The organism is Microbacterium sp. (assembly GCF_011620665.1).
Classification (GTDB): domain Bacteria; phylum Actinomycetota; class Actinomycetes; order Actinomycetales; family Microbacteriaceae; genus Microbacterium.
The window spans coordinates 33,355-59,266 of the sequence record NZ_WOYQ01000006.1 but is presented as its reverse complement, the minus strand read 5'-3'; the positions used below and the strand labels follow the sequence as shown (position 1 = coordinate 59,266).

Here is a 25,912-nt window from a genome sequence, read left to right as displayed (position 1 = left end):
TCTCATCCCTTGATGTACGGCTTGCCGGATGCGGCGGGTCCTCGAATCTGCCCCGCGAAGCCGGCGACCGCGAGGATCGTGACGACGTACGGCAGCATGAGCATGAACTCACTCGGGATCGGCGTCTTGAGGATCGTCAAGAGGTTCTGCAGGTTCGTCGCGAACCCGAACAGGAGCGCAGCGAGGGTCGCGCGGATGGGGTCCCAGCGACCGAAGATGACCGCGGCCAAAGCGATGAAGCCCAGGCCGGCCGTCATCTCCTTGCCGAACTGCGGAACCGATACCAGCGTGAAGTAGGCACCGCCGATGCCGGCGATGGCGCCGGCGAGCGACACGTTCCAGAACCGGGTGGCATTCACCTTGATGCCGACCGTGTCGGCCGCCTGAGGATGCTCCCCGACGGCGCGCAGGCGCAGACCCCAGCGGGTGCGGTAAAGACCCCACGCAACGACGGCGACAGTGAAGAACATCAGATACACGATGAACGTCTGATTGAACAGCACGGGTCCGATGACCGGGATCTCGCTCAACACCGGGATCTGGATGCGATCGAACCGCTCCGGGCGATTGAGCTCGGTCTCGTTGGGCACCAGCAGCGCGCCGTAGAGAAAACCGGTGAGGCCCGTCACGAGGACGTTGAGGACGACACCGACGATCACCTGGTCGACGAGGTATTGGATCGCGAACGCCGCCAAGACGAAAGAGACCAGCACACCGCCGATCATCGCACCGACCAGCCCGATGAAGGGGCTGTTCGTGATGCTCGACAGCAGCGCCGCCGAGAACGCTCCGAGCAGGAGCTGACCCTCGATGGCGACGTTGACGACACCGACGCGCTCGCCGATCACGCCGCCGAGGGCACCGAACACGAGCGGGACCGAGAGCGAGACCGCTCCGAAGAGCAGGCTGGAGACGGGCACGAGCCCGCCGGCGGCGGCCCACACGAGGAAGGCGAAGACACCGAGGACGCTGAAGACGATCGTGAGCCACAGCGGAGTTCGTCGATACGACCACGCCGCCCACGTCGCCCACAGAGCGAGGAGGAGCAGGAGGACCAGGGCCGCCCAGCTGGTCGCGCCCGTCGGAACCCCGATATCGGGCAGTGCAACGGCCGAGGACGGGTCGCCGAGGCGGAACGTGGAGGTACCGCTGCGCGGAGCCGAGAGAAAGAGCGCACCCAGCAGCGCCACGACGACACCGAAGACGATCGGCACCTTGAAGTGACGCTCCTTGACCACTGCCAGCTGGATCGTTCCGTCGTCGGCTTCGAGCGCTGAAGTGCTCATGCTGCCACCGCCTTCTTCGCGGCCTTGGCTCGGGCTTTGGCGGCCTTCTCGACGTCCGTCTTCGGGAGGAAGAACACTGCGCGCAGCAGGGGAGGCGCGGCGATCAGCAGCACGATGAGCGACTGGACGACCAGGACGATGTCGACCGGAATGCCCTGGGCCTGCATCGAGAAAGATCCGGCCTTCAGCGCGCCGAAGAGAACTCCTGCCGCGAACGTGCCCCACGCGCGGCTTCGTCCGAGGAGCGCGACGGTGATCGCGTCGAAGCCGATACCCGCATCGATCGTCGCGCCGAAGCCGGTCGTCACATTCCCCTGAATCTGATTCATCGCGCCGAGGCCGGCGAGGCCACCGGCGAACACCATCGCGTACACGTACATGCGTTCCACATTGATCCCCGCCGCGCGCGCCGCATGCGGGTTCTCGCCCACCGCGCGCAGGCGCATTCCGAGGCTCGAGCGCTCGATGAGCCACCAGACGAGCAATGTCGCCAGGACGACCACGACGAATCCCCAGTCCAGCGCGGGGAACAGCGGTCCCAGCAGATCGGGGAACTGCGCCGATGCGGGCGTCGGCCGTGTCTGCGGCTGATTGCTGCCGGGCATCTGCAGGAGTCCGGGGGTGCGCAGCATCCACAGAAGAAGGTAGAACGCCACATAGTTGAGCATGATCGTGAGGATCACCTCGTGCGCGCCGGTCCTCGCCTTGAGCAGCCCGACGAGACCGCCCCAGAGCGCCCCGCCGACGATGCCGGCCATCAGCGTGAGCGGGAGGTGGATCCACATCGGCAGGTCGAGATTGAAGGCGAACAGCCCCGCGAACAGTGCTCCGATCAGCATCTGACCGCGCGCACCGATGTTGAACAGGCCGACGCGGAAGGCGAGCGCCACGCCCAGGCCGGCGGCGATGAGCGGCGCGGCGAACCCCAGCGAGTTCGTCAGCGGCCGAATCTGCGCCGCGAAGTCCGCGCCGCGCGGATTGAACACCGCGCCGCGGAAAAGGGCTTCGTAGCCGTTGTAGACGGCGTTCCACACCGCGACGATCGTGTCGCCGGGACGCGAGAAAAAGTAGCCTGCGGCGCTCTGGACCTCCGAATTGGTGACGGCGATGAGCACACCGCCGACGACCATCGCGAGCACGATCGCGAGGAAGGTCGTCACCGCGCTGCCCCGCAGAATCTCCTTCATCGCGCTGTTCGCGCGCGAAGGACCGGGGGTCTCGTCACTGGTCATGCGGCCACCTCCGGTTCGGTGGCGCCCGCCATCATGAGCCCGAGGATCTCGCGCGGAGTACCGCCGGGAACGATCCCGACGATCGTCCCGCGATACATCACCGCGATGCGGTCGGCCAGGGCGGTGACCTCGTCGAGCTCGGTCGAGACGACGACGACGGGAATGCCGGCATCCCGCGTGTCGATGATGCGCTTGTGGATGAATTCGATCGACCCGACGTCAACACCCCGCGTCGGCTGCGCGGCCACGAGCAACCGGAGATCACGGCTCATCTCGCGCGCGATCACGACCTTCTGCTGGTTTCCGCCGGACAGGGTCTCCGCCAGGGCGTCGGGCCCCTGAGTGCGGATGTCGTACTCGGTGATGCGGGCGCGCGCGAACTCATCGAGCGCGCCGCGCCGGATCGTCCCCAGGCGCGAGAAGTCGGGGTCGGTCGACCGGTCGAGAATGAGGTTCTCCGCGACGGAGAACCCGCCGACCAGGCCGTCCTCCGTGCGGTCTTCGGGGACGAATCCCACCCCGCACTCGAGGATGCCGCGGACGCTCTTGCCGAGGAGTTCTTCGTCGCCGAGTCGGATCGAGCCTTCCGCGCGTGCCGCGAGGCCGACAATGGCTTCGACGAGTTCGGTCTGACCGTTGCCCTGAACTCCGGCGACAGCGAGCACCTCGCCGGGCCGCACGTCGAAGCTGACATCGTCGACGACGATCGCCCCGGTGGAGGTCAGCACCCGGAGGTCGCGGATCTGCAGCCCGCCCTCGCCCGGCTCGGACGGCTGCTTGTGCACGGTCAGCTCTACCGCGCGGCCGACCATGAGCGAGGCGAGTTCGGCATTGGTCGCAGTCGGAGACGCTTCACCGACGACGGCGCCGAGGCGGATGACCGTGATACGGTCTGCGACTTCGCGCACCTCGCGCAGCTTGTGCGTGATGAACACGATCGAGGTGCCCTCGTCACGGAGCTGGCGCATGATCGACATCAGCTCGTCGGTCTCCTGAGGCGTCAAGACCGCGGTGGGCTCGTCGAAGACCAGCACCTTCGCGTCGCGGGAGAGCGCTTTGATGATCTCGACGCGCTGCTGCACCCCGACCGGCAGGTCTCCGACAAGAGCGTCGGGATCGATCTGGAAGCCGAAGCGGTCGGCGACAGAGCGCACGTGCTCACGCGCCCGGGTCAGATCGAGCCGACCGAGCCCTTTCGTCTCCTCGTGCCCCAGCATGACGTTCTCGGCAACCGTGAACACGGGAATCAGCATGAAGTGCTGGTGGACCATGCCGATTCCGGCCGACATCGCGTCGCCGGGGCCGCGAAAGTGCTGGACGATGCCGTCCAGCACGATTTCGCCCTCATCGGCGCGGTACAGGCCGTACAGCACGTTCATGAGTGTGGACTTGCCCGCGCCGTTCTCACCGAGAAGAGCGTGGATCTCCCCCGGTTCGACCACGAGATCGATGTGGTCGTTGGCGACGAGGGTGCCGAATCTCTTCGTGATCCCGCGGAGCTCGAGCTTCATATCGGCCAATCTATCGACAACGGAGATCACCTCACACAGAACGGGGCCGAGAGGACTCACCCTCACGGCCCCGTTCTCGCGAGAATTCCTTACGGGGAGTTCGGCGACTCTACCGTGATGTCGCCGGCGATGATCGACGCCTGAAGAGCGGCGAGCTCGTCGAGCAGGCCGTCGGGCAGCTGCGACTCGAAGTCGTGGAAGCTCGAGAGCTTCACGCCCTCGTTGTCCAACGTGCCGATGTACGGCGCGGGGTCGAAGTCACCCGTCGAGGCGGCAATCGTCGCATCGTAGACGGCGACATCGATCGCCTTCATGATCGACACCAGCGTGACGTCGGTCACGCTCGGGTCGGCGACGGCGAGGTCACTGTCGACGCCGAGCATCAGCGTATCGGTGCCACCGTCGGCGATGGCCGCTGCAGCGCTCTGGTAGATCGGGCCGCCGACGGGGAGGATGACGTCCACACCCTGGTCGAGCACGGACTGGGCAGTCTGCTTCGCTGTGTCATTCGCGTCGAAGCCGCCGGTGAAGGCGCCTTCCTGCGTGGCGGTGTCCCATCCGAAGACCTGGACGTCGGCGCCCTTGTCCTCGTTGTACTTCTCGACACCGAGCTGGTAGCCGTCCATGAACACGGCGACCGACGGGATCTGCATTCCGCCGAACGTCCCGACCTTGTTCACACCCGACTCGGCCGACCACGCGGCGGCGGCATAGCCGCCGAGGTACGCCGCCTCGGCCGTGTTGAAGACGAGCGGCTTGATGTTCGGTGCATCGGGCGCGCCGTCAAACACCGGGTTGCCGTCCGCGTCCACAGTCGTGCCGTCGGCGTAGTCGTCGATGATCGCGAAGTCGAGTTCGGGGTTCGCGGTCGCGGCCTCTACCGTCGCGGCGGCGAGCTTGAACCCGACGGCGATGATCAGGCTGCAGCCCTCCGAAACCGCGGTCGCGATGTTGGGCGCGTAGTCGTTGTCGTTGGTCGACTCGAACTCGAGAGGCTCGATGCCCAGCTCGTCGGCAGCCTTGTCCATTCCGTTCTTGGCGGACTCGTTGAACGACTTGTCGTTCCAGCCTCCCGCGTCTGAGATCAGGCAGGGCTGGAACCCGTCCACGATCTCACCGGCGGCGCCGCTGCTCGTGGGAGTGGCCTCGGGTGCGGAGCCGCAACCGGCGAGGGCGATGATGAGTCCCGCGGCCGCGGTGATGCCGGCGAGCTTCTTGGTGGTCGAAATGGTCAATGCAGCCTCCACATTGATATGACCGCGGATTTCGCGGACGCACCTGACGAAGTTACCGAGTGCGACCCCCGATCTGCACGCTCCTTCCGCCCCTCCGCAGGAATGGTTACAAAGACGCAATCAAGCCGTCACGCGCCCGGCATGCTGTGCACTCTGCGGCTGAGCAGATCTACAGGACGTCGCTGCCACCGGTGAGCTTGAGCGCGTCGACGACGCCCTTGACGCGCTGCGCGTGTTCGCTCGTGGTCACCAGCAGCGCGTCGGGCGTGTCGACGACGACGATGTCCTTGACGCCGATGAGACTGATGACGCGGTCCGTGTGGCTGACGACGATGCCGCTGGCCGCGTCGGAGAGGATGCGTGCGTTCTCGCCGAGGATGGCGAGATCGTTCTTCCGGCCGTGCGAATTGAGCTTCGCGAGACTCGCGAAGTCACCGACGTCGTCCCAGTCGAAGTGCCCCGGTACGACGGCCAGACGCCCGCGCTCGGCGGCTGGTTCGGCAACGACGTAGTCGATCGCGATCTTCGGGAGGGTCGGCCAGATGCGATCGACCGCGGGGCCCCGGCGATCGCGGTCGTCCCACGCTTCGGCGAGCGCGATCAGTCCCGCGTACATGTCCGGGTTGGATGCTTCGATCTCGGAGAGAAGAACGTCTGCGCGCGAGATGAACATGCCCGCGTTCCAGAGATAGTCACGATCGGCGACGTACTGCTTCGCGGTCTCGAGGTCGGGCTTCTCGACGAAGCGCTCGACGAGTGACGCATCGCGCGCGCCGTCGACGATGAGCTCGTCACCCCGCTTGATGTACCCGAACCCGACCGCGGGTTCCGAGGGCGTGATCCCGATCGTGCAGACATAGCCCTCGCGCGCGACCTCGACGGCGTCGCGGACCGCGAACTCGAACACGCGCGTGCCGCGAATGACGTGGTCGGCGGCGAACGAGCCGATGATCACGTCCGGCTCGCGGCGGTGCAGGATCGCCGCGGCCAAGCCGATCGCAGCCGCCGAATCGCGCGGCTCCGATTCGAGGATCACATTCAGATCGGCTATGCCCGGCAGCTGCTCTTCGACGGCCGCGCGGTGGGCACGCCCGGTGACCACGGCGATCCGGTCGGGACCGGTCAGCGGTTCAAGACGGTCCCAGGTGTCACGCAGCAGCGAGTGACCCGACCCGGTGAGGTCGTGCAGGAACTTCGGGGCATCCGCCCGAGAGAGCGGCCAGAGTCTGCTGCCCACACCTCCAGCGGGGATGACGGCGTAGAAGTCCTCGATCGGCTGGGGCATGCCTCGAGAGTACCGCCCGTCACCTTCCTCCCCGAAAGTCGGCATCGCGCCCGGTGTTCCTCGATCTGCGGAGAACTTAGGTCGACCTCACTCGCTCACAGCCGAGGACGACACATAGGATGATGGATGCGCCCGCGTGCGACGCCGAGGGCCGAAACGCCCCGGGGATTCGTCCCCCGTCGTATCGAGGTGTCCGATCACCCCCAGGGAGGACGAAGTGTCTGCACCAGCACGCGTCACGACGTCGGCAGCTGAAACCACGTCCAGGACCCCGCGCGGCACGCTGTACCGCGGCCGAGAGGGCATGTGGTCGTGGGTTCTGCACCGCATCACCGGCATCGCCATCTTCTTCTTCTTACTGGTGCACGTACTCGACACGGCGCTCATCCGCCTCTCGCCCGAGGCCTATGACACGGTGATCGGCACCTACAAGAACCCGATCATGGGCATCGGCGAGCTCGTGCTGGTGGCCGCGATCGCCTATCACGCCTACAACGGCCTGCGCATCATCGCCGTCGATCTGTGGCCGTGGGCCACGCGCCACCAGCGTCAGCTGTGGTGGGGCGTCCTCGGCCTGTGGGCCGTGACGCTTGCGGGGTTCGCGCCGCGTCACCTGATGAACGTGTTCGCCAGCACGGGAGGGGGAAACTGATGACCGCCGACACGCTGGCCGCTCCCCGGTCGCCGCAGGGCACCGACCCCCGCATCCGGAGGAAGGGCCCCAACCTCGAGAAGTGGGGCTGGCTCTACATGCGCATCTCCGGCGTCGTGCTGGTGGTGCTCATCTTCGGCCATCTGTTCACCAACCTCGTGGCGGGGGAGGGCATCCACGCGCTTGACTGGGGCTTCGTGGCCGGCAAGCTCGCGAACCCCTTCTGGCAGGTGTGGGACATCCTCATGCTGTGGCTGGCCCTCATCCATGGCGCCAATGGCATGCGCACGATCGTCAACGACTATGTGACCGGCGAAGCGGTGCGCAAGACCCTCGTGTGGGCGATCGTCGCGGCCGCGGGCCTGCTGATCGTCCTCGGCACGCTCGTCGTGTTCGCGTTCGACCCGTGCAACGGCGTGACCACCGACAGTGCGTTCTGGGAGGCCTGCCAGGCTCTGTGAGTCGGGTCGGCGACGAAGAGTAGACGAAGAGGCATCCTGACGTGAGCAACTATCCCGACGCCGTCCTGAAGGACGGCGTGTTCTACCACGAGTTCGACGTCGTCATCGTCGGCGCCGGAGGCGCGGGCATGCGAGCCGCCATCGAGGCCGGCCCCGGGGCGAAGACGGCCGTGATCACCAAGCTCTACCCCACGCGTTCGCACACGGGTGCGGCGCAGGGCGGCATGGCGGCGGCGCTCGCCAACGTCGAAGAGGACTCGTGGGAATGGCACACCTTCGACACCGTCAAGGGCGGTGACTACCTCGTCGACCAGGATGCCGCGGAAATCCTCGCGAAAGAAGCCATCGACGCCGTCATCGACCTCGAGAACATGGGCCTGCCCTTCAACCGCACCCCCGAAGGCAAGATCGACCAGCGCCGCTTCGGCGGGCACACCGCCGACCACGGCAAGACCCCCGTCCGCCGAGCGTGCTACGCCGCGGACCGCACCGGTCACATGATCCTGCAGACCCTCTTCCAGAACTGCGTCAAGCTGGGCATCAACTTCTTCAACGAGTTCTACGCTCTCGACCTGATCACGGTGAAGGATGCCGACGGCAAGACCCAGATCGCCGGTGTCGTGGCATACGAACTCGCGACCGGCGACCTGCACGTCTTCCACTCGAAAGCCGTGATCTTCGCGACGGGCGGCTTCGGAAAGATCTACAAGACGACGTCCAACGCCCACACTCTCACCGGCGATGGCGTCGGCATCATCTGGCGCAAGGGACTGCCGCTCGAGGACATCGAGTTCTTCCAGTTCCACCCGACCGGACTCGCCGGGCTCGGCATCCTGCTGACCGAGGGCGCCCGCGGCGAGGGTGCGATTCTGCGCAACGCCTCGGGAGAGCGATTCATGGAGCGTTATGCCCCGACGATCAAGGATCTCGCTCCCCGCGACATCGTCGCCCGCTGCATGGTCAAAGAGGTCCTCGAGGGCCGCGGCGCCGGCCCCAACAAGGACTACGTCTACCTCGACTGCACGCACCTGGGCGCGGAGGTCCTCGAGACAAAGCTCCCTGACATCACCGAGTTCGCCCGCACCTATCTCGGCGTCGACCCGGTCACCGAGCCCGTGCCGGTCATGCCGACCGCGCACTACGCGATGGGCGGAATCCCGACGAACACCGACGGCGAAGTGCTGCAGAACAACGACACCGTCGTGCCGGGCCTCTACGCCGCCGGCGAATGCGCGTGTGTCTCGGTGCACGGCGCCAACCGACTCGGGACCAACTCGCTGCTCGACATCAACGTGTTCGGCAAGCGATCCGGACGCAAGGCGGTCGAGTACGTTCAGACGGCCGAGCTCGTCCCGCTCCCCGAGGACCCCGCCAAAGAGGTCCGCGAGCTCATCGAGGGCCTTCGCAACAACCCCGGCGGCGAGCGGATCGCCGTCCTCCGCAAGACGCTCCAGGAAGAGATGGATGCGAACGCGCAGGTCTTCCGCACGCACGAGACGCTGACCAACGTCATGGGCACGATCCACGACCTCCGCCAGCGGTACAAGAACATCCACGTCGATGACAAGGGCAAGCGGTTCAACACGGATCTGCTCGAGGCCGTCGAACTCGGCTTCCTGCTGGATCTGGCCGAGATCGTCGCCTACGCTGCCCGCAATCGCAAGGAGAGCCGCGGCGGCCACATGCGGGAAGACTACGAAGCACGCGACGACGAGAACTACATGCAGCACACGATGGCCTATCTCACCGGTGACCCGCATTCGCCGGATCCCGATGATCACATCACGCTGGGTTGGAAGCCGGTCGTCTTCACCAAGAACGACAAGGGCGAGTTCAACTACCCGCCGATGGAGAGGAAGTACTGATGACCCTCGTTGACGCTTCGGCGGTGGAATCAGCCGCCGGCACGGATTCCGGCATCCAGTCCTACCTGGTCACCTTCATCATCCGCCGCTTCGATCCCGAGATCGACGACGAGCCGCGCTGGGTCGACTACGACGTCGAGCTCTACCCGACCGACCGCGTGCTCGATGCGCTCCACAAGATCAAATGGGAGGTCGACGGCTCGCTCTCCTTCCGCCGCTCGTGCGCGCACGGCATCTGCGGGTCCGACGCGATGCGCATCAACGGGCGCAACCGCCTGGCATGCAAGACGCTGATCAAGGACCTCGACATCTCGAAGCCGATCTATGTCGAGGCCATCAAGGGCCTGCCCCTGGAAAAGGATCTGATCGTCGACATGGAGCCGTTCTTCGCGTCGTACCGCGAAGTGCAGCCCTTCCTGATCGCGAACTCGAAGCCCGAAGCCGGCAAGGAGCGCGTCCAGTCGATCGCCGATCGCGCCATTTTCGATGACACGACCAAGTGCATTCTGTGCGCGGCATGCACCTCGTCGTGCCCCGTGTTCTGGACCGACGGCCAGTACTTCGGCCCCGCGGCGATCGTCAATGCACACCGCTTCATCTTCGACTCGCGCGACGATGCGGGCGACGTGCGCCTCGACATCCTCAATGACAAAGAAGGCGTGTGGCGCTGCCGAACGACCTTCAACTGCACCGAGGCCTGCCCCCGCGGCATCGAGGTGACCAAGGCGATCGCCGAGGTGAAGCAGGCGGTTCTGCGCGGTCGTTGATTCGGCCGCAGGGCTCGGTCGCCGGCAGTCGATAGTCTGTGGCCGTGAGCGAGCACGACAGGCAGTCGGATGCGGATTGGCGCGCACTGTGGGAGCATTCCGGCCTGCGTGAACGCTGGGACGAGCCGATCGAGCGTGCGACCGAGCTGACGCGCAAGACGCTCGCCTGGTTTCCGATCCGGGTCTGGCGCCACTTCCTTCAGCACAATGGATTCCTGCTGGCCGCCGCGATCAGCTACCAGTCGCTCTTCGCCATCTTCGCCGTCATCTACTTCGGCGGCGCTGTCGTCGGGGTGTGGCTCGGCGGCAGCGAACCGGCGATCGCCGGCCTGATCGCCATCGTCAATTCGTACATCCCGGGCCTGATCGGGAACGGGGAGCAACCGGGACTGATCAGTGACGACGACGTGGCCGCCATAGCCCAGGCCTCGACCGGGGTGCTGGCGGTGACCGGTGCGGCGGCGTTCGTCGTCGCGATCTGGACGGCGATCAGTTTCGTCACGTTCACGCGGCGCGCCGTCCGCGACATCTTCGGCTTGTCGTTCGACCGCCGCAACTACGTCATCCTCAAGGCACGCGACCTGGTCGCCGCGCTGCTCTTCGGTATCGCGCTGGTCATCGGCGCCGTCGCGGCCTGGCTCGCCAGCGGTGCCGTGGGACTGCTGTTCGAGCTGCTCGGCGTCTCGGGCTCATCCGGGTGGGTCTCACTGATCGGTCGCGTGGCGTCGGTGGCAGCCGGGTTTGCGATCAACACGGCCGCCCTGGCCTCACTCATCCGCTTTCTGACCGGCACATCCTTGCACTGGCGGCTGATCTGGCCGGGCGCGCTGCTCGGCGGCGGGGCGCTCATCGTGTTGCAGGTGGGCGCCGGACTCCTGCTGTTCTACACCCCCTCGAATCCCCTGCTGGCCACGTTCTCGGTCTTCGTCGGCCTCCTCCTGTGGTTCCGGCTGGCCGGCATCGTGATCCTGGTGGCTGCGTCATGGGTCGCGGTGCGCGCAGCGGACGAGGACGTGCCGCTTGTCGAGCTTTCCGAGCGCGAACGGCGCGCCGCCGAGCACGCCGCCCTGTTGACCGCGGCGCGGGTGCGGGTCCGCGATGCGGAGCTCACGCGAGGTGCCGCACCGTGGTGGCGCGGGCTTCAGGCCGAGCGTGCCGTGCGCCGCGCCGAGGACGAGCTGGCGCGGGTGCAGGCATCCGCTCCCCCGCCGCCGCGGCGCGGACTGCTGGACTGAGCGTCACGGGCGCACCCTAGGCTGATCCGGTGCCCCGGACTCTTCGCATCGCCTCAGTCAACGTCAACGGCATTCGAGCCGCCACCCGCAACGGCATGTCGTCATGGCTCGAGGCCGCCGACGTCGACGTGCTGAGCCTGCAGGAAGTTCGTGCGGAGGCGACGCATCTGGTCGAAGCGCTGCCCGGGTGGCACATCGTGAACGACGAAGCCCTGGCCAAGGGACGCGCGGGCGTCGCCATCGCGGCGCGTGCGCCGATCGACATCTGGCGGGTCGACCTCGGCGACGGAACGCTCGACTCACGGGGGCGCTGGGTCGAGGCCGACATCGACGTGGATGGCGAGCGCGTGACGGTCGTCAGCGCCTACGTCTTCACCGGCGAGGACGGCACCGAGAAGCAGCTCGCGAAGTATGCCTTTCTCGACGCCATGGAGGCCCGGATGCAGCACCTCGGCGAGCTCGCGCTGATCACCGGTGACCTGAATGTCGGGCACCGGGAGCTCGACATCCGCAACTGGAGGGGCAACGTCAAGAAGGCCGGTTTCCTCCCGCGCGAGCGCGCCTACTTCGATCGCTTCCTCGGACCGGCCGGGAGCGATATCGCGTGCGTCGACGGTACGACCGGAATCGGGCTCGGCTGGGTGGATGTGGGACGTCGCTGGGCGGGGGACGTCCCTGGACCGTACTCCTGGTGGTCGAACCGCGGCAAGGCCTTCGACACCGACACCGGATGGCGGATCGACTACCACCTCGCGACGCCGGCGCTCGCGGAGCGGGTGGTCGACTATCGCGTCGTCCGCGCGCCGTCATGGAACACTCGGTGGAGCGATCACGCGCCCGTGGTGGCCGACTACGCGTTCTGACGCTCGGCGGGCCGCGCCGCATCGGCTCAATAGACTGGACAGGTGAGCAAACCCCGCCTGTACTCCGGAATGCAGCCTTCGGCCGACTCCCTCCAGATCGGCAACTACATCGGGGCGCTCATGCAGTGGCGCGACCTGCAGGAGTCGTACGAGGCGTTCTTCTCGGTCGTCGACCTGCACGCCCTGACGCAGCCGAGCAACCCGGCGGATCTTCGCGCCAAGACCCGCCGCACGGCCGCTCAGTACATCGCCGCGGGGATCGAGCCGTCGCGATCGACCCTGTACGTCCAGTCGCACGTGCGTGCGCACGCCGAGCTCGCGTGGATCCTGTCGACCATCACCGGATTCGGCGAGGCCAGCCGAATGACGCAGTTCAAAGACAAATCCGCCCGCTACGGCGCCGACGCGACCAGTGTGGGGCTGTTCACGTACCCGGTCCTGATGGCGGCCGACATCCTGCTGTACCAGACCGACATCGTCCCCGTGGGTGACGACCAGAAGCAGCACGTCGAACTGACCCGTGATCTCGCCGAGCGCTTCAACTCGCGCTACGGAGAGGCGTTCACGGTGCCGATGCCGGTGATCCAGAAAGACACGGCACGCATCTACGACCTCCAGAACCCGGCCGCGAAGATGAGCAAGTCGGCCGAGTCCGACGCCGGCGTGCTGTGGCTGCTCGATGACCCGGCCGTGTCGGCGAAGAAGGTCATGCGTGCGGTGACCGACTCGGACGGCACGGTGCGCTATGACCGCGAGAACAAGCCGGGTGTCTCGAACCTGCTCGTGATCTACGCAGCGCTCACCGGTCGCCAGATGCCGGCCATCGAGGATGAGTACGCCGGCCGCGGGTACGGGGATTTCAAGAAGGGGCTGGCCGACGTCGTGGTCGAGGAGTTCGGGCCCGTCCGCGCCCGCGCTCTCGAGCTGTTGGATGACCCCGCCGAGCTCGACCGCGTGCTCGCCGCGAACGCCGAGCGTGCAGACGAGGTCGCCGACGCGACCCTGGCCGACGTCTACGACAAGATCGGGCTCCTCCGGCGGCTGTAGGTCCTCCGCGGCCCCGGCGGCGCCGCGAGTAGGGTCGGAGGATGCAACCCGTGACCCTGCGGACGGAGCGCCTCGTGCTCTCTCCGCCGCGCGCGAGCGACATCGACGCGATCTACGAGGCGTGCCAGGATGCCGACATCCAGCGCTTCACGACAGTACCCTCCCCCTACGAGCGACGGCATGCGGAGGAGTTCATTCCTCGGGTCGCCGCGGAATGGGACGACGGCGTGCACCTGACCTGGGCGATGCGCGAGGGCGCCGTTCTCGCGGGCACGGTCGGGCTCTATCGCCTCGACGGCGCCGGAACCGGCGAGCTCGGATACTGGGTCTCCCCGTGGTCACGGCGGCGCGGGCTCAGCACGGAAGCCGCCCGCGCCGTGCTCGACTGGGGGTTCGCGCCGGAGGGGGCCGACCTCCACCGGATCGAGTGGCGCGCCGTCGTCGGCAATGTCGCATCGGCACGGTCGGCGCGCGCGCTCGGCTTCCGATACGAGGGGTACCTGCGCGATGGCATCGCCGGGGTCGACGACCGCGACGACTGCTGGCTCGCGGCGCTGCGGAGAACCGAAGACCGCGCCCCGTCCCCGTGGCCGGTGCTGGCGGACTGACAGTACTCAGGCCACGTGGCAGGATGTGCACATGCCGGAGATGCCGGAGGTGCAGGGCCTCGTCGATTTCCTCGCGGCGCGTGCAGCCGGGCTGAAGGTGACGAAGGCGACCGTCGCGAACATCGCGGCGCTCAAGACCTACGACCCGCCGCTCGACGCGCTCGTCGGGTCGACGGTGACAGCGGCCGCGCGGCACGGCAAGTTCGTCGATGTGATGACGGATGCCGGCATCCACCTCATCTTCCACTTGGCCAGAGCGGGATGGCTCCGGTGGTATGAGCAGCTGCCCGGCACCCTGATCCGCCCGGGCAAGAGCGCGATCGCACTTCGAGTCGCCTTCGACGACAAATCGGGATTCGATCTGACCGAGGCCGGGACCAGGAAGTCGCTGGCTGTCTACGCGGCCCGCGACCCCGGGGATGTGCCCGCCATCGCCCGGCTGGGTCCGGATCCCCTCACCGGCGAATTCACCCGCGACACCCTGGCGGGTCTGCTCGCGGGCCGGCGCACCCAGATCAAAGGCGTCCTGCGCGACCAGTCGATCATCGCCGGCATCGGCAACGCGTACTCGGATGAGATCCTCCACGCCGCGCGCATGTCACCGTATGCGCTCGCGACGGGTCTGGATGCCGACGACATCGATGCTCTGTATGCAGCGCTGAGTCGTACCCTGACCGAGGCGGTCGCGGCGGCTTCCGGCACGCCGCCCGCCGACCTGAAGGATGCCAAGCGACGTGGAATGGCCGTCCATGGCCGCCGCGGCGAGGCCTGCCCGGTCTGCGGCGACCAGGTGCGCTCGGTGTTCTTCGCCGACAGGTCGCTGGAGTACTGCCCGACGTGCCAGACCGGCGGGAAGCTGCTCGCCGACCGGAGGCTCAGCCGGCTGCTCAAGTAGGCGGTCGCGTTCTCGCCGAACGCAGCGCCGCGCACCTGCCGGACCCGGTCAGTCGGTGGTGCCCATCAGGATACGGGCATCGTCATCGACCCAGTCGATCGACTTGCCCACCGCCTTCTTCCACTGGCGATAGCGGCGGCCGGCCTCCACAGCATTCATCTGCGGCTCGAACCGCACGTCCTCCTGCCAGTGCGAGCGGAGCTCTTCCCGGTCCTTCCACAGGCCCACCGCGAGTCCGGCCGCATACGCAGCGCCGAGCGCCGTGGTCTCGACGATCTTCGGGCGCACCACCGGGATCCCGAGGATGTCTGCTTGGAACTGCATGAGAACCTCGTTGCGGGTCATCCCGCCGTCGACGCGCAGCTCTTCGAGCTCCCGTCCCGCGTCGGTCACGACCGCCTCGATCACATCGCGGGTTTGGAACGCGGTCGCCTCCAGCGCCGCGCGCGCGATGTGCGCCTTCGTGACGTACCGGGTGAGTCCGACGAGCGCGCCGCGCGCGTCGGGTCGCCAATACGGCGCGAACAGGCCCGAGAACGCGGGCACGAAGTAGGCGCCGCCGTTGTCGCTGACCGAAGCGGCGAGGGGCCCGATCTCTTCGGAGTCGCGGATGATCCCGAGGTTGTCGCGCAGCCATTGCACGAGCGACCCGGTGACGGCGATCGAGCCCTCGAGGGCGTAGCGGGCAGGTTCCTCGCCGATCCGGTAGGCGACAGTGGTGATCAGCCCCGCGCGCGAGCGCACGATGTCGGTCCCCGTGCTGACGAGCAGGAAGTTGCCCGTGCCATACGTGTTCTTCGACTCGCCCGCGTCGAAGGCGGTCTGTCCGAAGGTCGCCGCCTGCTGGTCGCCCAGAATGGCCGCGATCGGAACTCCCCGGAGCTCGGCGGGCCGGCTCACCTCGCCGACCACCTCGGCCGACGAGCGGATCTCGGGCAGCATGGCCCGGGGAATCCGCCAGACATCGAGGAGTTCCTCGGCCCAGTCCAGGGTTCGCAGGTCCATCAGCAGAGTACGGCTGGCGTTGGTCACGTCGGTGACATGGATGCCGCCGTCCGCGCCGCCGGTGAGGTTCCACACGACCCAGGTGTCCGGCGTTCCGAACAGGAGTTCCCCCGCCTCGGCGCGCTCCCGAGCACCGTCGACGTGGTCGAGGATCCATGCGATCTTGGATGCGGAGAAGTAGGTCGCCAGCGGGAGTCCCGTCTGCACGGCGAACGCATCGACGCCGTGCGCGGAGATCAGGCGGTCGATCGCCGGCTGCGTGCGGGTGTCTTGCCAGACCAGAGCATTGTGCACGGGCACGCCCGTGCGGCGGTCCCACACGACCACCGTCTCGCGCTGATTCGTGACGCCCACCGCGGCGATGTCGGCCGCCTGCAGCCCGGCATCCCGCAGCGCAGCGGCGAGGACCTCCCGGGCGTTCACCCAGATCTCGGCCGGGTCGTGCTCGACGCGCCCCGCGCGCGGGAAGATCTGCGCGTGCTCCCGCTGCGCGGTCGCGACGATGGACCCGCGTCCGTCGAAGACGATCGCGCGCGTCGACGTGGTGCCCTGATCGAGCGCGATCACATGATCTGCCACGTGGGTCTCTCCTTCGAGGTGCGTCCCTCCCACGCTACCGTGCTGCGATCGGCTCCCCCACCGGGATCGGGGGGCCCGCGGGGTCAGCCGCGTGCACCTCGGCCAGGGCGGCGTCGACTTCGGCCGCCTGCGCGGCGGCATCCCACCCGAGGACCGGCGCGAGCACCGCGGCGATCTCGACGGCGACGGGCGCCGTCGCCGCGCCGGTGAAGGCGATCGAGGTGCGACGCAGGAGCACATCGGCAAGGTGCACGACACGCTCTGTGGATGCCACGTACCTCAGCTCGCCGGTACTGTAGGCGGGCAGCGACTGCAGCGGCGCGTCGTCATCACCCAGAGCGTCGATCAGCCCCGAGGCCACCGTGCCGTAGCGATCGAGAAGCGTGGCCGCCCGGTCGGATCCGATGCCCGGCGAGTGCGCGGAGATCCACTGGCGACGCGCGCGTTCGGACTTCGGATAGCCCAGACCGCCGCCGATGGGAATGCCCTCTGTGCTGCGCACGCGGGGGCGGGCGAGCAGATCGAGCACGCGGTCGGTGAGGTGGGCCGCCGAGGCACGGAATGTCGTCCATTTGCCGCCGACGAGGCTCAGCACCGTCGCCTCATCGAGCCCGGGCGAGGTCTCGGCCTCGATGCGGTAGTCGCGCGAAACGAAGCCGGGCGCGACGTCGCCGTGCCCCGGCAACGGCCGCACGCCGGAGAAACGGTAGACGATCTGCTCGCGGTCCACGGCGATGCCCGGGAACACGTGCGAGATGAGATCGAAGAAGTAGTCGACCTCCGCCTCGGTGCACACGATCGGATCGGCCATGTCGTGTTCGAGATCGGTCGTGCCGACGAGCACTCTGCCCTTGAGCGGGTAGATCAGCACGATCCGTCCGTCGGAGTGCTCGAAGAAGATCTCGCGTCCGCCGGTCGCGAGAAACAGCTCCTCATGATCGAGGACGACGTGCGACCCTTTCGTTCCGCCCATGTAGTGCGTCCGATGGCCGAGGTCGCGGTTGGTCAGATCTGTCCATGGTCCCGACGCGTTGACGATGACGGATGCCGCGAAAGCGAACTCCCCACCGTCCTCGCCGCGAAGAAGCACGCGGCCGTCCCGAACCCCGATCGCCGCGGTGTAGTTCGACGCGCGTGCCCGCGCGCCGCCCGCACGAAGACCATCGCGAAGGAGATCGATCGCGAGCCGTTCCGGGTCCTGCAGGGATGCGTCCCAATAGGTGGCCGTGTACTTGACCCCGGGGTTGAGCTGAGGCAGTTCCTCGAGAGATCGCCTGCGACCGTGGAACGCGTGGCGGGGGACCCGCCCGCCACCGCGCGAGAAGGAGTCGTAGATGACGAGACCGATCTTGATGAGCGCTGCACCGCGCTCTTTCGGCTTGCCGCCGCCGTGGCGCAGGAATCGCACGGGCGCCGAGAGCAGGCCCGAGAACGTCGAGTAGATCGGGATCGTGGTCTGAAGGGGACGCACGTAGTGCGGGGCGATCTTCAGAAGGCCGTTGCGCTCCGTCACGGCCTCGTGAACGAGCCGGAACTCGCCGTTCTCGAGATACCGGATGCCGCCGTGGATCATATGGCTCGACGCCGCCGAGGCGCCCGATACGAAGTCGTTCTGCTCGACGAGCACCACATCCACACCCTGCAGTGCGAGATCGCGCAGCGTGGCCAGGCCGTTGACCCCGCCCCCGATGATGAGCACGTCCGCGTGCGGGCGCTCCCTCAGCTCCTCGACCCCCGTGCGCACTGTGTCCATACCCCGGCCCCCTCCTCTCCCAGGCTACGTCCGCCGCGGAACGCCCCGGCGCGTCGAGGCCGATCGGACAGCAACTCTTCATCCAGTATTCGGGAATGAAACCCACGCCGTCTCGTTGGGTAGGATTGAAGCAGTTCAACGTGCTCCGGGGTCGGTGAGAATCCGAACCGGCGGTGACAGTCCGCGAACCCTTCGTCACAGAGACCTGGTCTCGACGCGGGGCCGACCCGGTGAAATTCCGGGACCGACGGTGATCGACACAGTTCTTCGAGAACTCTTGTCGCTAGTCCGGATGGAAGGCAGCACGCAGCGTCGGTCACGACGTCTGCGGTGTCGACCGTACCCGGTGCCTCACAGGAGGAAGACCGATGGTCGCGACAGACCGTGAACGCCAGGCGATGCGTCGCGCGTTCGCCCTCGCGCTGAACGGTCCCCGGGGCGTCAATCCGCAAGTGGGCGCCGTGCTGCTCTCACCCGCCGGTGACGTACTCGCCGAAGGGTGGCACCGGGGCGCGGGCACGGCCCACGCCGAAGTGGACGCGCTGTCGCAGGTGTCGCCGCATGCCGTCCGGGGAGCGACCGCCGTCGTGAGCCTGGAACCCTGCAACCACTCCGGACGGACGGGGCCGTGCGCCGATGCCCTGATCGCCGCCGGTGTCGCGCGGGTCGTCTTCGCCGTCGCCGATCCAGGGCATGCGTCGGCGGGCGGCGCAGCGCGCCTTCGTGCGTCCGGGATCGACGTGGAAGCCGGTGTCCTGGAAGCCGAAGGGCGCGCGGTGCTGGACACCTGGCTCTCGGTGCAGGAGCTCGGACGCCCGCACGTCACCGTCAAGTGGGCGCAGTCCCTCGATGGGCGCGCTGCAGCCGCCGACGGCACGAGCCGATGGATCACCGGGCCGGATGCCCGCGCCGACGTGCATGTGCGGCGCAGCGCCGCCGACGCGATCGTCGTCGGCACCGGCACGCTGCTGGCCGACGATCCGGCCCTGACCGCCCGGCGGCCCGATGGAAGCCTTCACGAGCACCAGCCTCGCCCTGTGATCCTCGGCACGCGAGCGACACCTCAAGACGCGCGGGTGCGACGCCATCCCCTCCCGTTCATGCAGGACGGGGGCGAAGACCTGCCGGACCTTCTCGATCGGCTGCGCGAGCTCGGCATGCACCGCGTCTTCATCGAGGGCGGTCCGAGCGTGGTCAGCTCGTTCCTCCGCGCGGGTCTCGTCGACGATGTGCTGATCTATCTCGCGCCCACGCTGCTCGGCGGCCCGCGGGTCGCCGTCTCCGACATCGGAGTCGAGACCATCGTTCAGCAGCGCCGCCTGGCGGTCAGCTCCGTCACCCCGCTCGGCGAGGACCTGGTGATCCTCGCCCACCCGGCCCCCACCGAACAGGAGAACTGAATGTTTACGGGAATCATCGAAGAACAGGGAACCGTGACCGCGGTGGCGCCCTCCGGCGACGGTGTGCGCGTGACCGTCCGCGCTCCGCTGGCGGTCTCAGATGCACACCGCGGGGATTCGATCGCGGTCAGCGGAGTGTGCCTGACGGTCATCGAGCAGGGCGAGGACTGGTTCACGGCCGATGTCATGCGTCAGACGCTCGACATGTCGGGCCTGGATGCATTCGAGTCCGGCACGCGCGTGAACATCGAGCGCGCGATGGCCGCACACGACCGCCTCGGCGGACACATCGTGCAGGGTCACGTCGACGGCGTCGGCACGGTCACCGACATCCGGCCCGGGGCGCAGTGGCGCGTCATCCGGATCGGGATTCCGGCGGAGCTGGCCCCGCTCGTGGTGGACAAGGGATCGATCACGATCGACGGTGTCTCGCTGACCGTCTCGGACGCCAGCACCGCCGGCGACACACCGCAGTGGCTCGAGGTCTCACTCATCCCCGAGACGCTCGAGGTCACGACTCTGGGCGCCCGTGCGATCGGTGACACCGTCAACCTCGAGACCGACATCCTCGCGCGCCACGTTCAGCGCCTGCTCGCCTTTTCCGCACCGACCCATGAAGGAGGCTCCCGATGAGTCTTTCCACCATCCCCGAGGCCCTCGACGCGCTCCGCGCCGGGAAGCCGGTCATCGTCGCCGATGACGAGAACCGCGAGAACGAGGGCGACATCATCCTGTCCGCCCAGCTCGCGACGCCCGAGTGGCTCGCGTGGACGATCCGGTGGTCCAGCGGGTTCCTCTGCGCGCCGATGCCCGCGGACTGGGCCGATCGGCTGGACCTGCCGCCCATGGTGGCCGTCAACGAGGACAGCCGCGGCACCGCGTACACCGTGAGTGTGGATGCCGCCGACCGCATCTCGACGGGCATCAGCGCGGCCGACCGATCGCACACCCTCAACGTGCTGGCAGATCCGGCGTCCGTTCCCACCTCGGTGATCCGGCCGGGACACGTCCTGCCGCTGCGCGCCGTCGACGGCGGCGTGCGGGAACGCGCCGGCCACACCGAAGCGGGCGTCGAGCTCATGCGACTCGCGGGACTGCAGCCGGTCGCGGCGATCGGCGAGGTCGTCGCCGAGGACGGATCGATGATGCGCCTGCCGGGCCTGCTGGCGATGGGCGAGCGCGAGGGAATCCCGGTGATCACGATCGAGCAGCTGATCGCGCACCTGGACTCGAGCGAGGGCTCCCCCGTCGAGCACGCGCCGCGCCGCCGGGTGAGCCTGCGGGCAGAAGCCCAGGTTCCGACATCGCACGGGCCCTTCCGTTTCCTCGCGTACAAAGATCGCGTCAGCGGCACCGACCACGTCGCGGTCGTCTCGGGTGACCTCACCGACGACGCACCCCTCGTGCGCGTGCACTCCGAATGCCTCACCGGCGAGGCGCTGGGTTCGCTCAAGTGCGAGTGCGGCCCTCAGCTCGATATGGCCCTCGACCTCATCGCGAGCCATGGCGGCGTCGTCATCTACATGCGCGGGCACGAGGGGCGCGGCATCGGTCTCATCAACAAACTGCGCGCATACAGCCTGCAGGAGCGTGGCCTGGACACCGTCGACGCGAACCTCGCCCTCGGTCTTCCGGCCGATTCGCGGGACTACGGCGCAGCCGCCGGAATCCTCGACGATCTCGGGATCACGAAGATCCGCCTCCTCACCAACAACATCGACAAGGTCACTCAGCTGCGCGATCGGGGGATCGATGTCGTCGAACAGGTGCCGCTGCTCGTCGGGATCGGCGCGAGCAACCATGAGTACCTGGCGACGAAGCGCGACCGTATGGGGCACCTCATCGATGGCGCGCTGCTTGACGGGGCCCTGAGCGTCAGAGAGGAGCCGGTGTGAGCGGGCACGGCGCACCCGACACCCAGCTCGTCGACGCGACGGGCCTGAACGTCGTGATCGTCGCCGGCCAGTGGCACCAGGTCATCAGCAACGGGCTGATCGCCGGTGCTGAGCGGGTGCTCGAGGCATCCGGAGCCTCATGGCGTCTGGAACGCGTCGCCGGTTCGTTCGAGCTCCCCGTCGTGAGCAGGGCGGTCCTGGATGCCGGGGCGGATGCCGTCGTGGCGCTCGGCGTCATCATCCGAGGCGGCACTCCGCACTTCGAGTATGTGTCGGCCGCAGCTACGGATGGACTCACCCGGGTTGCACTCGACTGCGGCAAGCCCGTCGGCTTCGGGCTGCTGACCCTGGATGACGAGCAGCAGGGGCTCGAGCGGGCGGGGCTTCCGGGTTCGCTCGAGGACAAGGGTGCCGAGGCCGCCGAGGCGGCGCTGCGCACCGCACTCCTCTTGCGCCGCCTGCGCGCCTGAGCCCCTTCAGCTAGTCTGAGGGTATGGAAATCCTGCGTCACGCCGTCGTCCTCGTCCATCTCGTCGGTTTCGCCGTCCTCTTCGGCTCCTGGGTCGTCGAGGCCGTCGGCGCGCGCCGGATCACCCCGATCATGACCTGGGGCATGCTCATCGCCGCTGTCGCAGGCCTCGCCCTCTCCGCGCCGTGGGGCATCACGGAGGAGTTGAACTACGCCAAGATCGGCACGAAGCTCGTCATCCTCCTGATCATCGGCGCACTCTTGGGCATCGGGACGGCCCGCCAGCGTAAGAGCGGCTCCGTGGCTCCGGCGCTGTTCTGGCTCGTCGGCATCCTGACCTTCGTCAACGCCGCTCTCGCCGTCCTCTGGCGCTGATCGCGCGCATGCCCGCCACCGCCGCGTCCCACGAGGACCTTCCAGACTGATTCGACAGGTAGTCCCACGCGCATGTCCTCCGCCTCCACCCCTGCCCCCGCCCTCGCTCCGGCCAATCCCCGCTCGCGGGTCATCACGGCGAGTCTCATAGGCACCACGATCGAGTTCTACGATTTCTACGTCTATGCGACGGCCGCTGTACTCGTCTTCCCGATCCTCTTCTTCCCGACCGGCAACGAAACCACGGCACTGCTGTCGTCATTCGCCGTGTTCGGAGCCGCGATGGTCGCGCGCCCGGTCGGAGCTGTCATCTTCGGGCACTTCGGCGACCGATTCGGCCGCAAGGCGACACTCGTCGCGTCTCTGCTGACGATGGGGATCGCGACGTTCCTGATCGGATTCCTGCCCACTTTCAACGAGATCGGCTGGTGGGCAGCGCTGCTCCTGCTGATCCTGCGACTCTTTCAGGGATTCGCGCTCGGCGGCGAGTGGTCGGGCGCCGCCCTCGTGGCCACCGAGAATGCACCGAAGGGGAAGCGCGCCTGGTACGGCACCTTCCCGCAGTTGGGTGCGCCCATCGGCTTCATCATCGCCAACACGATCTTCCTCGTCATCAACTTCGCGCTGCCGCACCCGGACGGACCCACCCAGCGCTCGGAGGCGTTTCTGGCCTTCGGCTGGCGGGTGCCGTTCCTCTTCTCTGCGGTCATGGTCATCATCGGCCTCTGGGTGCGTCTGCGCCTGGTCGAATCCGAGACGTTCGCGAAGGCCGAGTCCGCCGGCGCTATTCGCCGCTTCCCGCTCGGCGAGGTCATCCGTTCCCATTGGAAGAATCTCATCCTCGGCACGTTCATCATGCTCGCGACGTACGTCCTCTTCTACCTCATGACGAGCTTCACGCTCTCGTACGGAACGAAGCCGACGACGGATGCCGCTCGGGCCGCCGCCGACGCCGCCGGCACAGCATTCGACCCGAACACCTACGTCGCGGGGCTCGGATTCGGCTATACCGACTTCGTGCTCATGCAGATCGTCGGCGTCATCTTCTTCGGCGTCTTCACCCTGCTGTCGGGTCCGATCGCCGACGCCGTCGGCCGCCGCAAGCTGCTCCTCTGGGTGACGGGCGGCATCGCGGTCTTCGGTCTGCTGTTCAACGTGTTCCTGCTGCCGCAAGCGGATCCGAAGTTCACGGGCGCGCTCGTTCAGGCGTTCCTGGTCTTCGGCTTCGTGCTGATGGGTTCCACGTTCGGCCCGATGGGCGCCATCCTTCCAGAGCTCTTCCCGACGAACGTGCGCTACACGGGTTCGGCGATCGCGTACAACGTCTCCTCGATCCTCGGCGCCGCGCTTGCTCCGATCGTCGCCGTCGCGCTGTGGGCAGCCGCGGGTGGGCAGCCGTGGCTCGTGGGCGTCTACCTCAGCGGCTCCGCGATTCTGACGCTCGTCGCGCTGCTGCTGTCGAAAGAGACGAAGGACGTCGACTACGACGCCAATCTCGGGCTCGGCGAGACCGGATCACTGTAGCGCGATCGACGGAGCCCCCGGGGGAAGCGCGGGTGAGAATGGAACCACCCGATTCTCCAGAAAGCCGATATGTCCTCTGCCACCGCATCACCGCGTCGCCGCGGCCGCCGCTCCGCGCCCGAGGGCGGGCCCCGCGCTCGCCTCACGCAACTGCTCCCCTACATCTTCGAGCACAAGCGCGTCCTCGTCCTGATCGTCGTGCTGAGCATCGTCGGCGCCGGGGCAACTCTCGCCCAGCCGCTGCTGGTGGGGCAGATCATCGAGCGGGTGCAGAACGAACAAGGTCTCGGGACGCTCATCTGGGGAATCGTCGCTCTCGTGATCGGAGGTTCGCTCATCACGGGATACCAGCACTATCTCCTGCAGCGCACAGGCACCGCCGTCGTCTATTCGTCACGGCGCCAGCTGATCGCCCGGATCCTCCACCTCCCGATCAGCGAATTCGACTCGCGCCGCACCGGAGATCTCGTTTCACGGGTCGGCACCGACACGACGCTTCTCTACGCCGTACTGACCCAGGGCCTCGCCGATTCGGTCGGCAATGCCCTGCTCTTCATCGGAGCGATCCTCGCGATGGCCTTCCTCGACCCGATCCTGCTGGTGGCGATCGTCGTCGTCATCGGCCTGTCTGTCGGGGGCGTCGCCCTGCTGAGCGGCCGCATCCGCCGGGCGACACAGCAGCAGCAGGAGAAGGTCGGCGAACTCGCCTCCGGCGTCGAGCGAGCCATCGGCTCGATCCGCACCGTACGCGCCGCCGGTGCCACCGACCGCGAAACCGAAGCGGTGACCGCCGTCGCGACCGACGTCTACGGCATCGGCGTGAGGATCGCGAAGGTGTCGGCGCTCGTCGTCCCGATCGCCGGCATCGCTCTTCAGGTGTCGCTGCTGGTGGTGCTCGGCCTCGGCGGGTTCCGCGTGGCATCCGGCGCGATCCCGATCGCGAGCCTGATCACCTTCGTCATGTTCCTCTTCCTGCTTGTGGCGCCGCTCGGATCCTTCTTCGGGGCGATCACCTCCGTGAATCAGGCGCTGGGCGCCCTCGGACGCATCCAGGAGATTCTGGATCTGCCGACCGAGACCGCGGGCGATCCGCACCTCGCCCGCGGCGCGGTCGGCGACGTCGCGGGGTCAGATGCACTCGAGTTCCGCGACGTCCGCTTCCGGTATCCCGAGCACGTCGTCGCGGCTCGACGCAAGGCCGAGACCGAGGCACTTGCGGCCCTCGAAGACGCCCACGTCGACTCCGCGGCGATCACTCTGCCATCGGCGGAACAGGCCTCCCCTCGTGAGGTGCTGCGCGGGGTCTCGTTCCGCGTGCCGCGTGGAGCGCGTGTCGCCCTGGTCGGTCCGTCGGGCGCCGGCAAGTCGACGACGCTCGCCCTCATCGAACGGTTCTACGACCCGAGCGAGGGTGCAATACTCCTGAACGGGCGGGATGTGCGCACTCTCGACCGGCGTGACCTGCGCGCGCAACTGGGGTACGTCGAGCAGGATGCCCCGACCCTGGCCGGCACGATCGCCGAGAATCTGCGGCTCGCTTCGCCCGCCGCGAGTGATGCCGAATGCGAGAGAGTGCTCCGCGCCGTGAATCTCGGTGAGGTGCTGGAGCGCAGTCCCCTCCGGCTGAACGCTCCGGTCGGCGAGGGCGGCGTCATGCTCTCGGGTGGTGAACGTCAGCGGCTGGCGATCGCACGTGCACTGCTGGCAGCCCCGCCGATCCTGCTCCTGGATGAGTCGACGTCGTCGCTTGATGGGCTCAACGAACAGAGGATGCGCGACGCGATCGATGCCGTCGCGACCGGGCGGACCCTCGTTGTGATCGCGCACCGGCTGTCGACCGTGGTCGACAGCGATCTGATCATCGTGCTCGACCACGGCACGGTTGTCGGGCAGGGAACCCACTCCGACCTCGTCGAGACCGTGCCGCTGTACCGCGAACTCGCTCGGCACCAGCTGCTGGTGTGAGCCGA

The 25,912-nt window shown here is 67.6% G+C and carries 23 protein-coding genes; 16 read left to right on the top strand and 7 right to left on the bottom strand.

The window, feature by feature from the left end; translation table 11 throughout:
• Window positions 1–2: 2 nt before the first annotated feature.
• The 5 genes from QZV81_RS01315 to QZV81_RS01295 form a co-directional block, all read right to left on the bottom strand.
• Entirely contained in the window at window positions 3–1,286 is a 1,284-nt protein-coding gene (locus QZV81_RS01315; RefSeq protein WP_292831313.1) for an ABC transporter permease, read from the bottom strand.
• Window positions 1,283–2,518 carry an ABC transporter permease gene (locus QZV81_RS01310; RefSeq protein WP_292831310.1) on the bottom strand — a complete coding sequence of 412 codons (1,236 nt, stop codon included), beginning with the start codon at window positions 2,516–2,518 and terminating at the stop codon, window positions 1,283–1,285. The genes QZV81_RS01315 and QZV81_RS01310 overlap by 4 nt, the downstream gene beginning before the upstream one ends.
• Window positions 2,515–4,029 carry an ABC transporter ATP-binding protein gene (locus QZV81_RS01305; protein WP_292831307.1) on the bottom strand — a complete coding sequence of 505 codons (1,515 nt, stop codon included), beginning with the start codon at window positions 4,027–4,029 and terminating at the stop codon, window positions 2,515–2,517. Before QZV81_RS01305 ends, QZV81_RS01310 begins: the two co-directional genes overlap by 4 nt.
• Window positions 4,030–4,118: 89 nt before the next feature.
• On the bottom strand, window positions 4,119–5,264 hold the full coding sequence (locus QZV81_RS01300; RefSeq protein WP_292831304.1) for a BMP family ABC transporter substrate-binding protein: 1,146 nt from the start codon (window positions 5,262–5,264) through the stop codon (window positions 4,119–4,121).
• A 169-nt stretch (window positions 5,265–5,433) separates the two neighbouring features.
• On the bottom strand, window positions 5,434–6,549 hold the full coding sequence (locus QZV81_RS01295; protein ID WP_292831301.1) for a mannose-1-phosphate guanylyltransferase: 1,116 nt from the start codon (window positions 6,547–6,549) through the stop codon (window positions 5,434–5,436).
• 217 nt (window positions 6,550–6,766) lie between these two features.
• Here QZV81_RS01295 and sdhC point away from each other — a divergent pair, with 217 nt between their 5' ends.
• From sdhC to QZV81_RS01250, 9 genes are read left to right on the top strand one after another with little or no spacing between them, the layout of a single operon-like run.
• Window positions 6,767–7,201 (top strand): succinate dehydrogenase, cytochrome b556 subunit, encoded by a 435-nt coding sequence (sdhC, locus tag QZV81_RS01290; protein ID WP_292831298.1) that lies wholly within the window; start codon window positions 6,767–6,769, stop codon window positions 7,199–7,201.
• The gene (locus QZV81_RS01285; protein ID WP_292831295.1) at window positions 7,201–7,662 is read left to right on the top strand and encodes a succinate dehydrogenase hydrophobic membrane anchor subunit; all 462 of its coding nucleotides are present in this window, start codon (window positions 7,201–7,203) and stop codon (window positions 7,660–7,662) included. Before sdhC ends, QZV81_RS01285 begins: the two co-directional genes overlap by 1 nt.
• A gap of 41 nt (window positions 7,663–7,703) precedes the next feature.
• Entirely contained in the window at window positions 7,704–9,527 is a 1,824-nt protein-coding gene (gene sdhA, locus QZV81_RS01280) for a succinate dehydrogenase flavoprotein subunit (protein WP_292831292.1), read from the top strand.
• On the top strand, window positions 9,527–10,294 hold the full coding sequence (locus QZV81_RS01275) for a succinate dehydrogenase iron-sulfur subunit (protein WP_292831289.1): 768 nt from the start codon (window positions 9,527–9,529) through the stop codon (window positions 10,292–10,294). The genes sdhA and QZV81_RS01275 overlap by 1 nt, the downstream gene beginning before the upstream one ends.
• A gap of 44 nt (window positions 10,295–10,338) precedes the next feature.
• The gene (locus tag QZV81_RS01270) at window positions 10,339–11,529 is read left to right on the top strand and encodes a YihY/virulence factor BrkB family protein (protein WP_292831286.1); all 1,191 of its coding nucleotides are present in this window, start codon (window positions 10,339–10,341) and stop codon (window positions 11,527–11,529) included.
• Window positions 11,530–11,558: 29 nt separating this feature from the next.
• On the top strand, window positions 11,559–12,392 hold the full coding sequence (locus QZV81_RS01265) for an exodeoxyribonuclease III (RefSeq protein ID WP_292831285.1): 834 nt from the start codon (window positions 11,559–11,561) through the stop codon (window positions 12,390–12,392).
• 42 nt (window positions 12,393–12,434) lie between these two features.
• Window positions 12,435–13,439: a tryptophan--tRNA ligase gene (trpS, locus tag QZV81_RS01260; RefSeq protein ID WP_292831284.1), complete on the top strand. Its 1,005-nt coding sequence runs from the start codon at window positions 12,435–12,437 to the stop codon at window positions 13,437–13,439.
• Window positions 13,440–13,480: 41 nt separating this feature from the next.
• Window positions 13,481–14,047, top strand: a complete 567-nt coding sequence (locus QZV81_RS01255; RefSeq protein WP_292831283.1) for a GNAT family protein — start codon at window positions 13,481–13,483, stop codon at window positions 14,045–14,047.
• Between the two features lie 31 nt (window positions 14,048–14,078).
• The gene (locus tag QZV81_RS01250; protein WP_292831282.1) at window positions 14,079–14,942 is read left to right on the top strand and encodes a DNA-formamidopyrimidine glycosylase family protein; all 864 of its coding nucleotides are present in this window, start codon (window positions 14,079–14,081) and stop codon (window positions 14,940–14,942) included.
• A 48-nt stretch (window positions 14,943–14,990) separates the two neighbouring features.
• On the opposite strand, the gene glpK is transcribed toward QZV81_RS01250, so the two are convergent.
• Both glpK and QZV81_RS01240 read right to left on the bottom strand, forming a co-directional pair.
• Window positions 14,991–16,526, bottom strand: coding sequence for a glycerol kinase GlpK (glpK, locus tag QZV81_RS01245; RefSeq protein ID WP_292831281.1), 1,536 nt, complete (start codon window positions 16,524–16,526; stop codon window positions 14,991–14,993).
• Between the two features lie 34 nt (window positions 16,527–16,560).
• A complete protein-coding gene (locus QZV81_RS01240) occupies window positions 16,561–18,279 on the bottom strand; it encodes a glycerol-3-phosphate dehydrogenase/oxidase (RefSeq protein ID WP_292831280.1) in 1,719 nt (572 codons plus the stop codon).
• A gap of 368 nt (window positions 18,280–18,647) precedes the next feature.
• On the opposite strand from QZV81_RS01240, the gene ribD reads away from it, so the two are divergent.
• The 7 genes from ribD to QZV81_RS01205 all read left to right on the top strand — a co-directional run bounded on the left by ribD (window position 18,648) and on the right by QZV81_RS01205 (window position 25,907).
• On the top strand, window positions 18,648–19,679 hold the full coding sequence (ribD, locus tag QZV81_RS01235) for a bifunctional diaminohydroxyphosphoribosylaminopyrimidine deaminase/5-amino-6-(5-phosphoribosylamino)uracil reductase RibD (protein ID WP_292831279.1): 1,032 nt from the start codon (window positions 18,648–18,650) through the stop codon (window positions 19,677–19,679).
• Window positions 19,680–20,312: a riboflavin synthase gene (locus QZV81_RS01230; RefSeq protein WP_292831278.1), complete on the top strand. Its 633-nt coding sequence runs from the start codon at window positions 19,680–19,682 to the stop codon at window positions 20,310–20,312.
• The gene (gene ribA / locus QZV81_RS01225; protein ID WP_292831277.1) at window positions 20,309–21,574 is read left to right on the top strand and encodes a GTP cyclohydrolase II; all 1,266 of its coding nucleotides are present in this window, start codon (window positions 20,309–20,311) and stop codon (window positions 21,572–21,574) included. Before QZV81_RS01230 ends, ribA begins: the two co-directional genes overlap by 4 nt.
• A complete protein-coding gene (gene ribH, locus QZV81_RS01220) occupies window positions 21,571–22,044 on the top strand; it encodes a 6,7-dimethyl-8-ribityllumazine synthase (RefSeq protein ID WP_292831275.1) in 474 nt (157 codons plus the stop codon). Before ribA ends, ribH begins: the two co-directional genes overlap by 4 nt.
• Before the next feature lie 23 nt (window positions 22,045–22,067).
• Complete coding sequence (locus QZV81_RS01215; protein ID WP_292831273.1) at window positions 22,068–22,418, top strand: Fe-S protein; 351 nt, start codon at window positions 22,068–22,070, stop codon at window positions 22,416–22,418.
• 72 nt (window positions 22,419–22,490) lie between these two features.
• Complete coding sequence (locus QZV81_RS01210; protein ID WP_292831269.1) at window positions 22,491–23,942, top strand: MFS transporter; 1,452 nt, start codon at window positions 22,491–22,493, stop codon at window positions 23,940–23,942.
• A gap of 69 nt (window positions 23,943–24,011) precedes the next feature.
• Entirely contained in the window at window positions 24,012–25,907 is a 1,896-nt protein-coding gene (locus tag QZV81_RS01205; RefSeq protein WP_292831266.1) for an ABC transporter ATP-binding protein, read from the top strand.
• The last annotated feature ends 5 nt before the right edge of the window (window positions 25,908–25,912 follow it).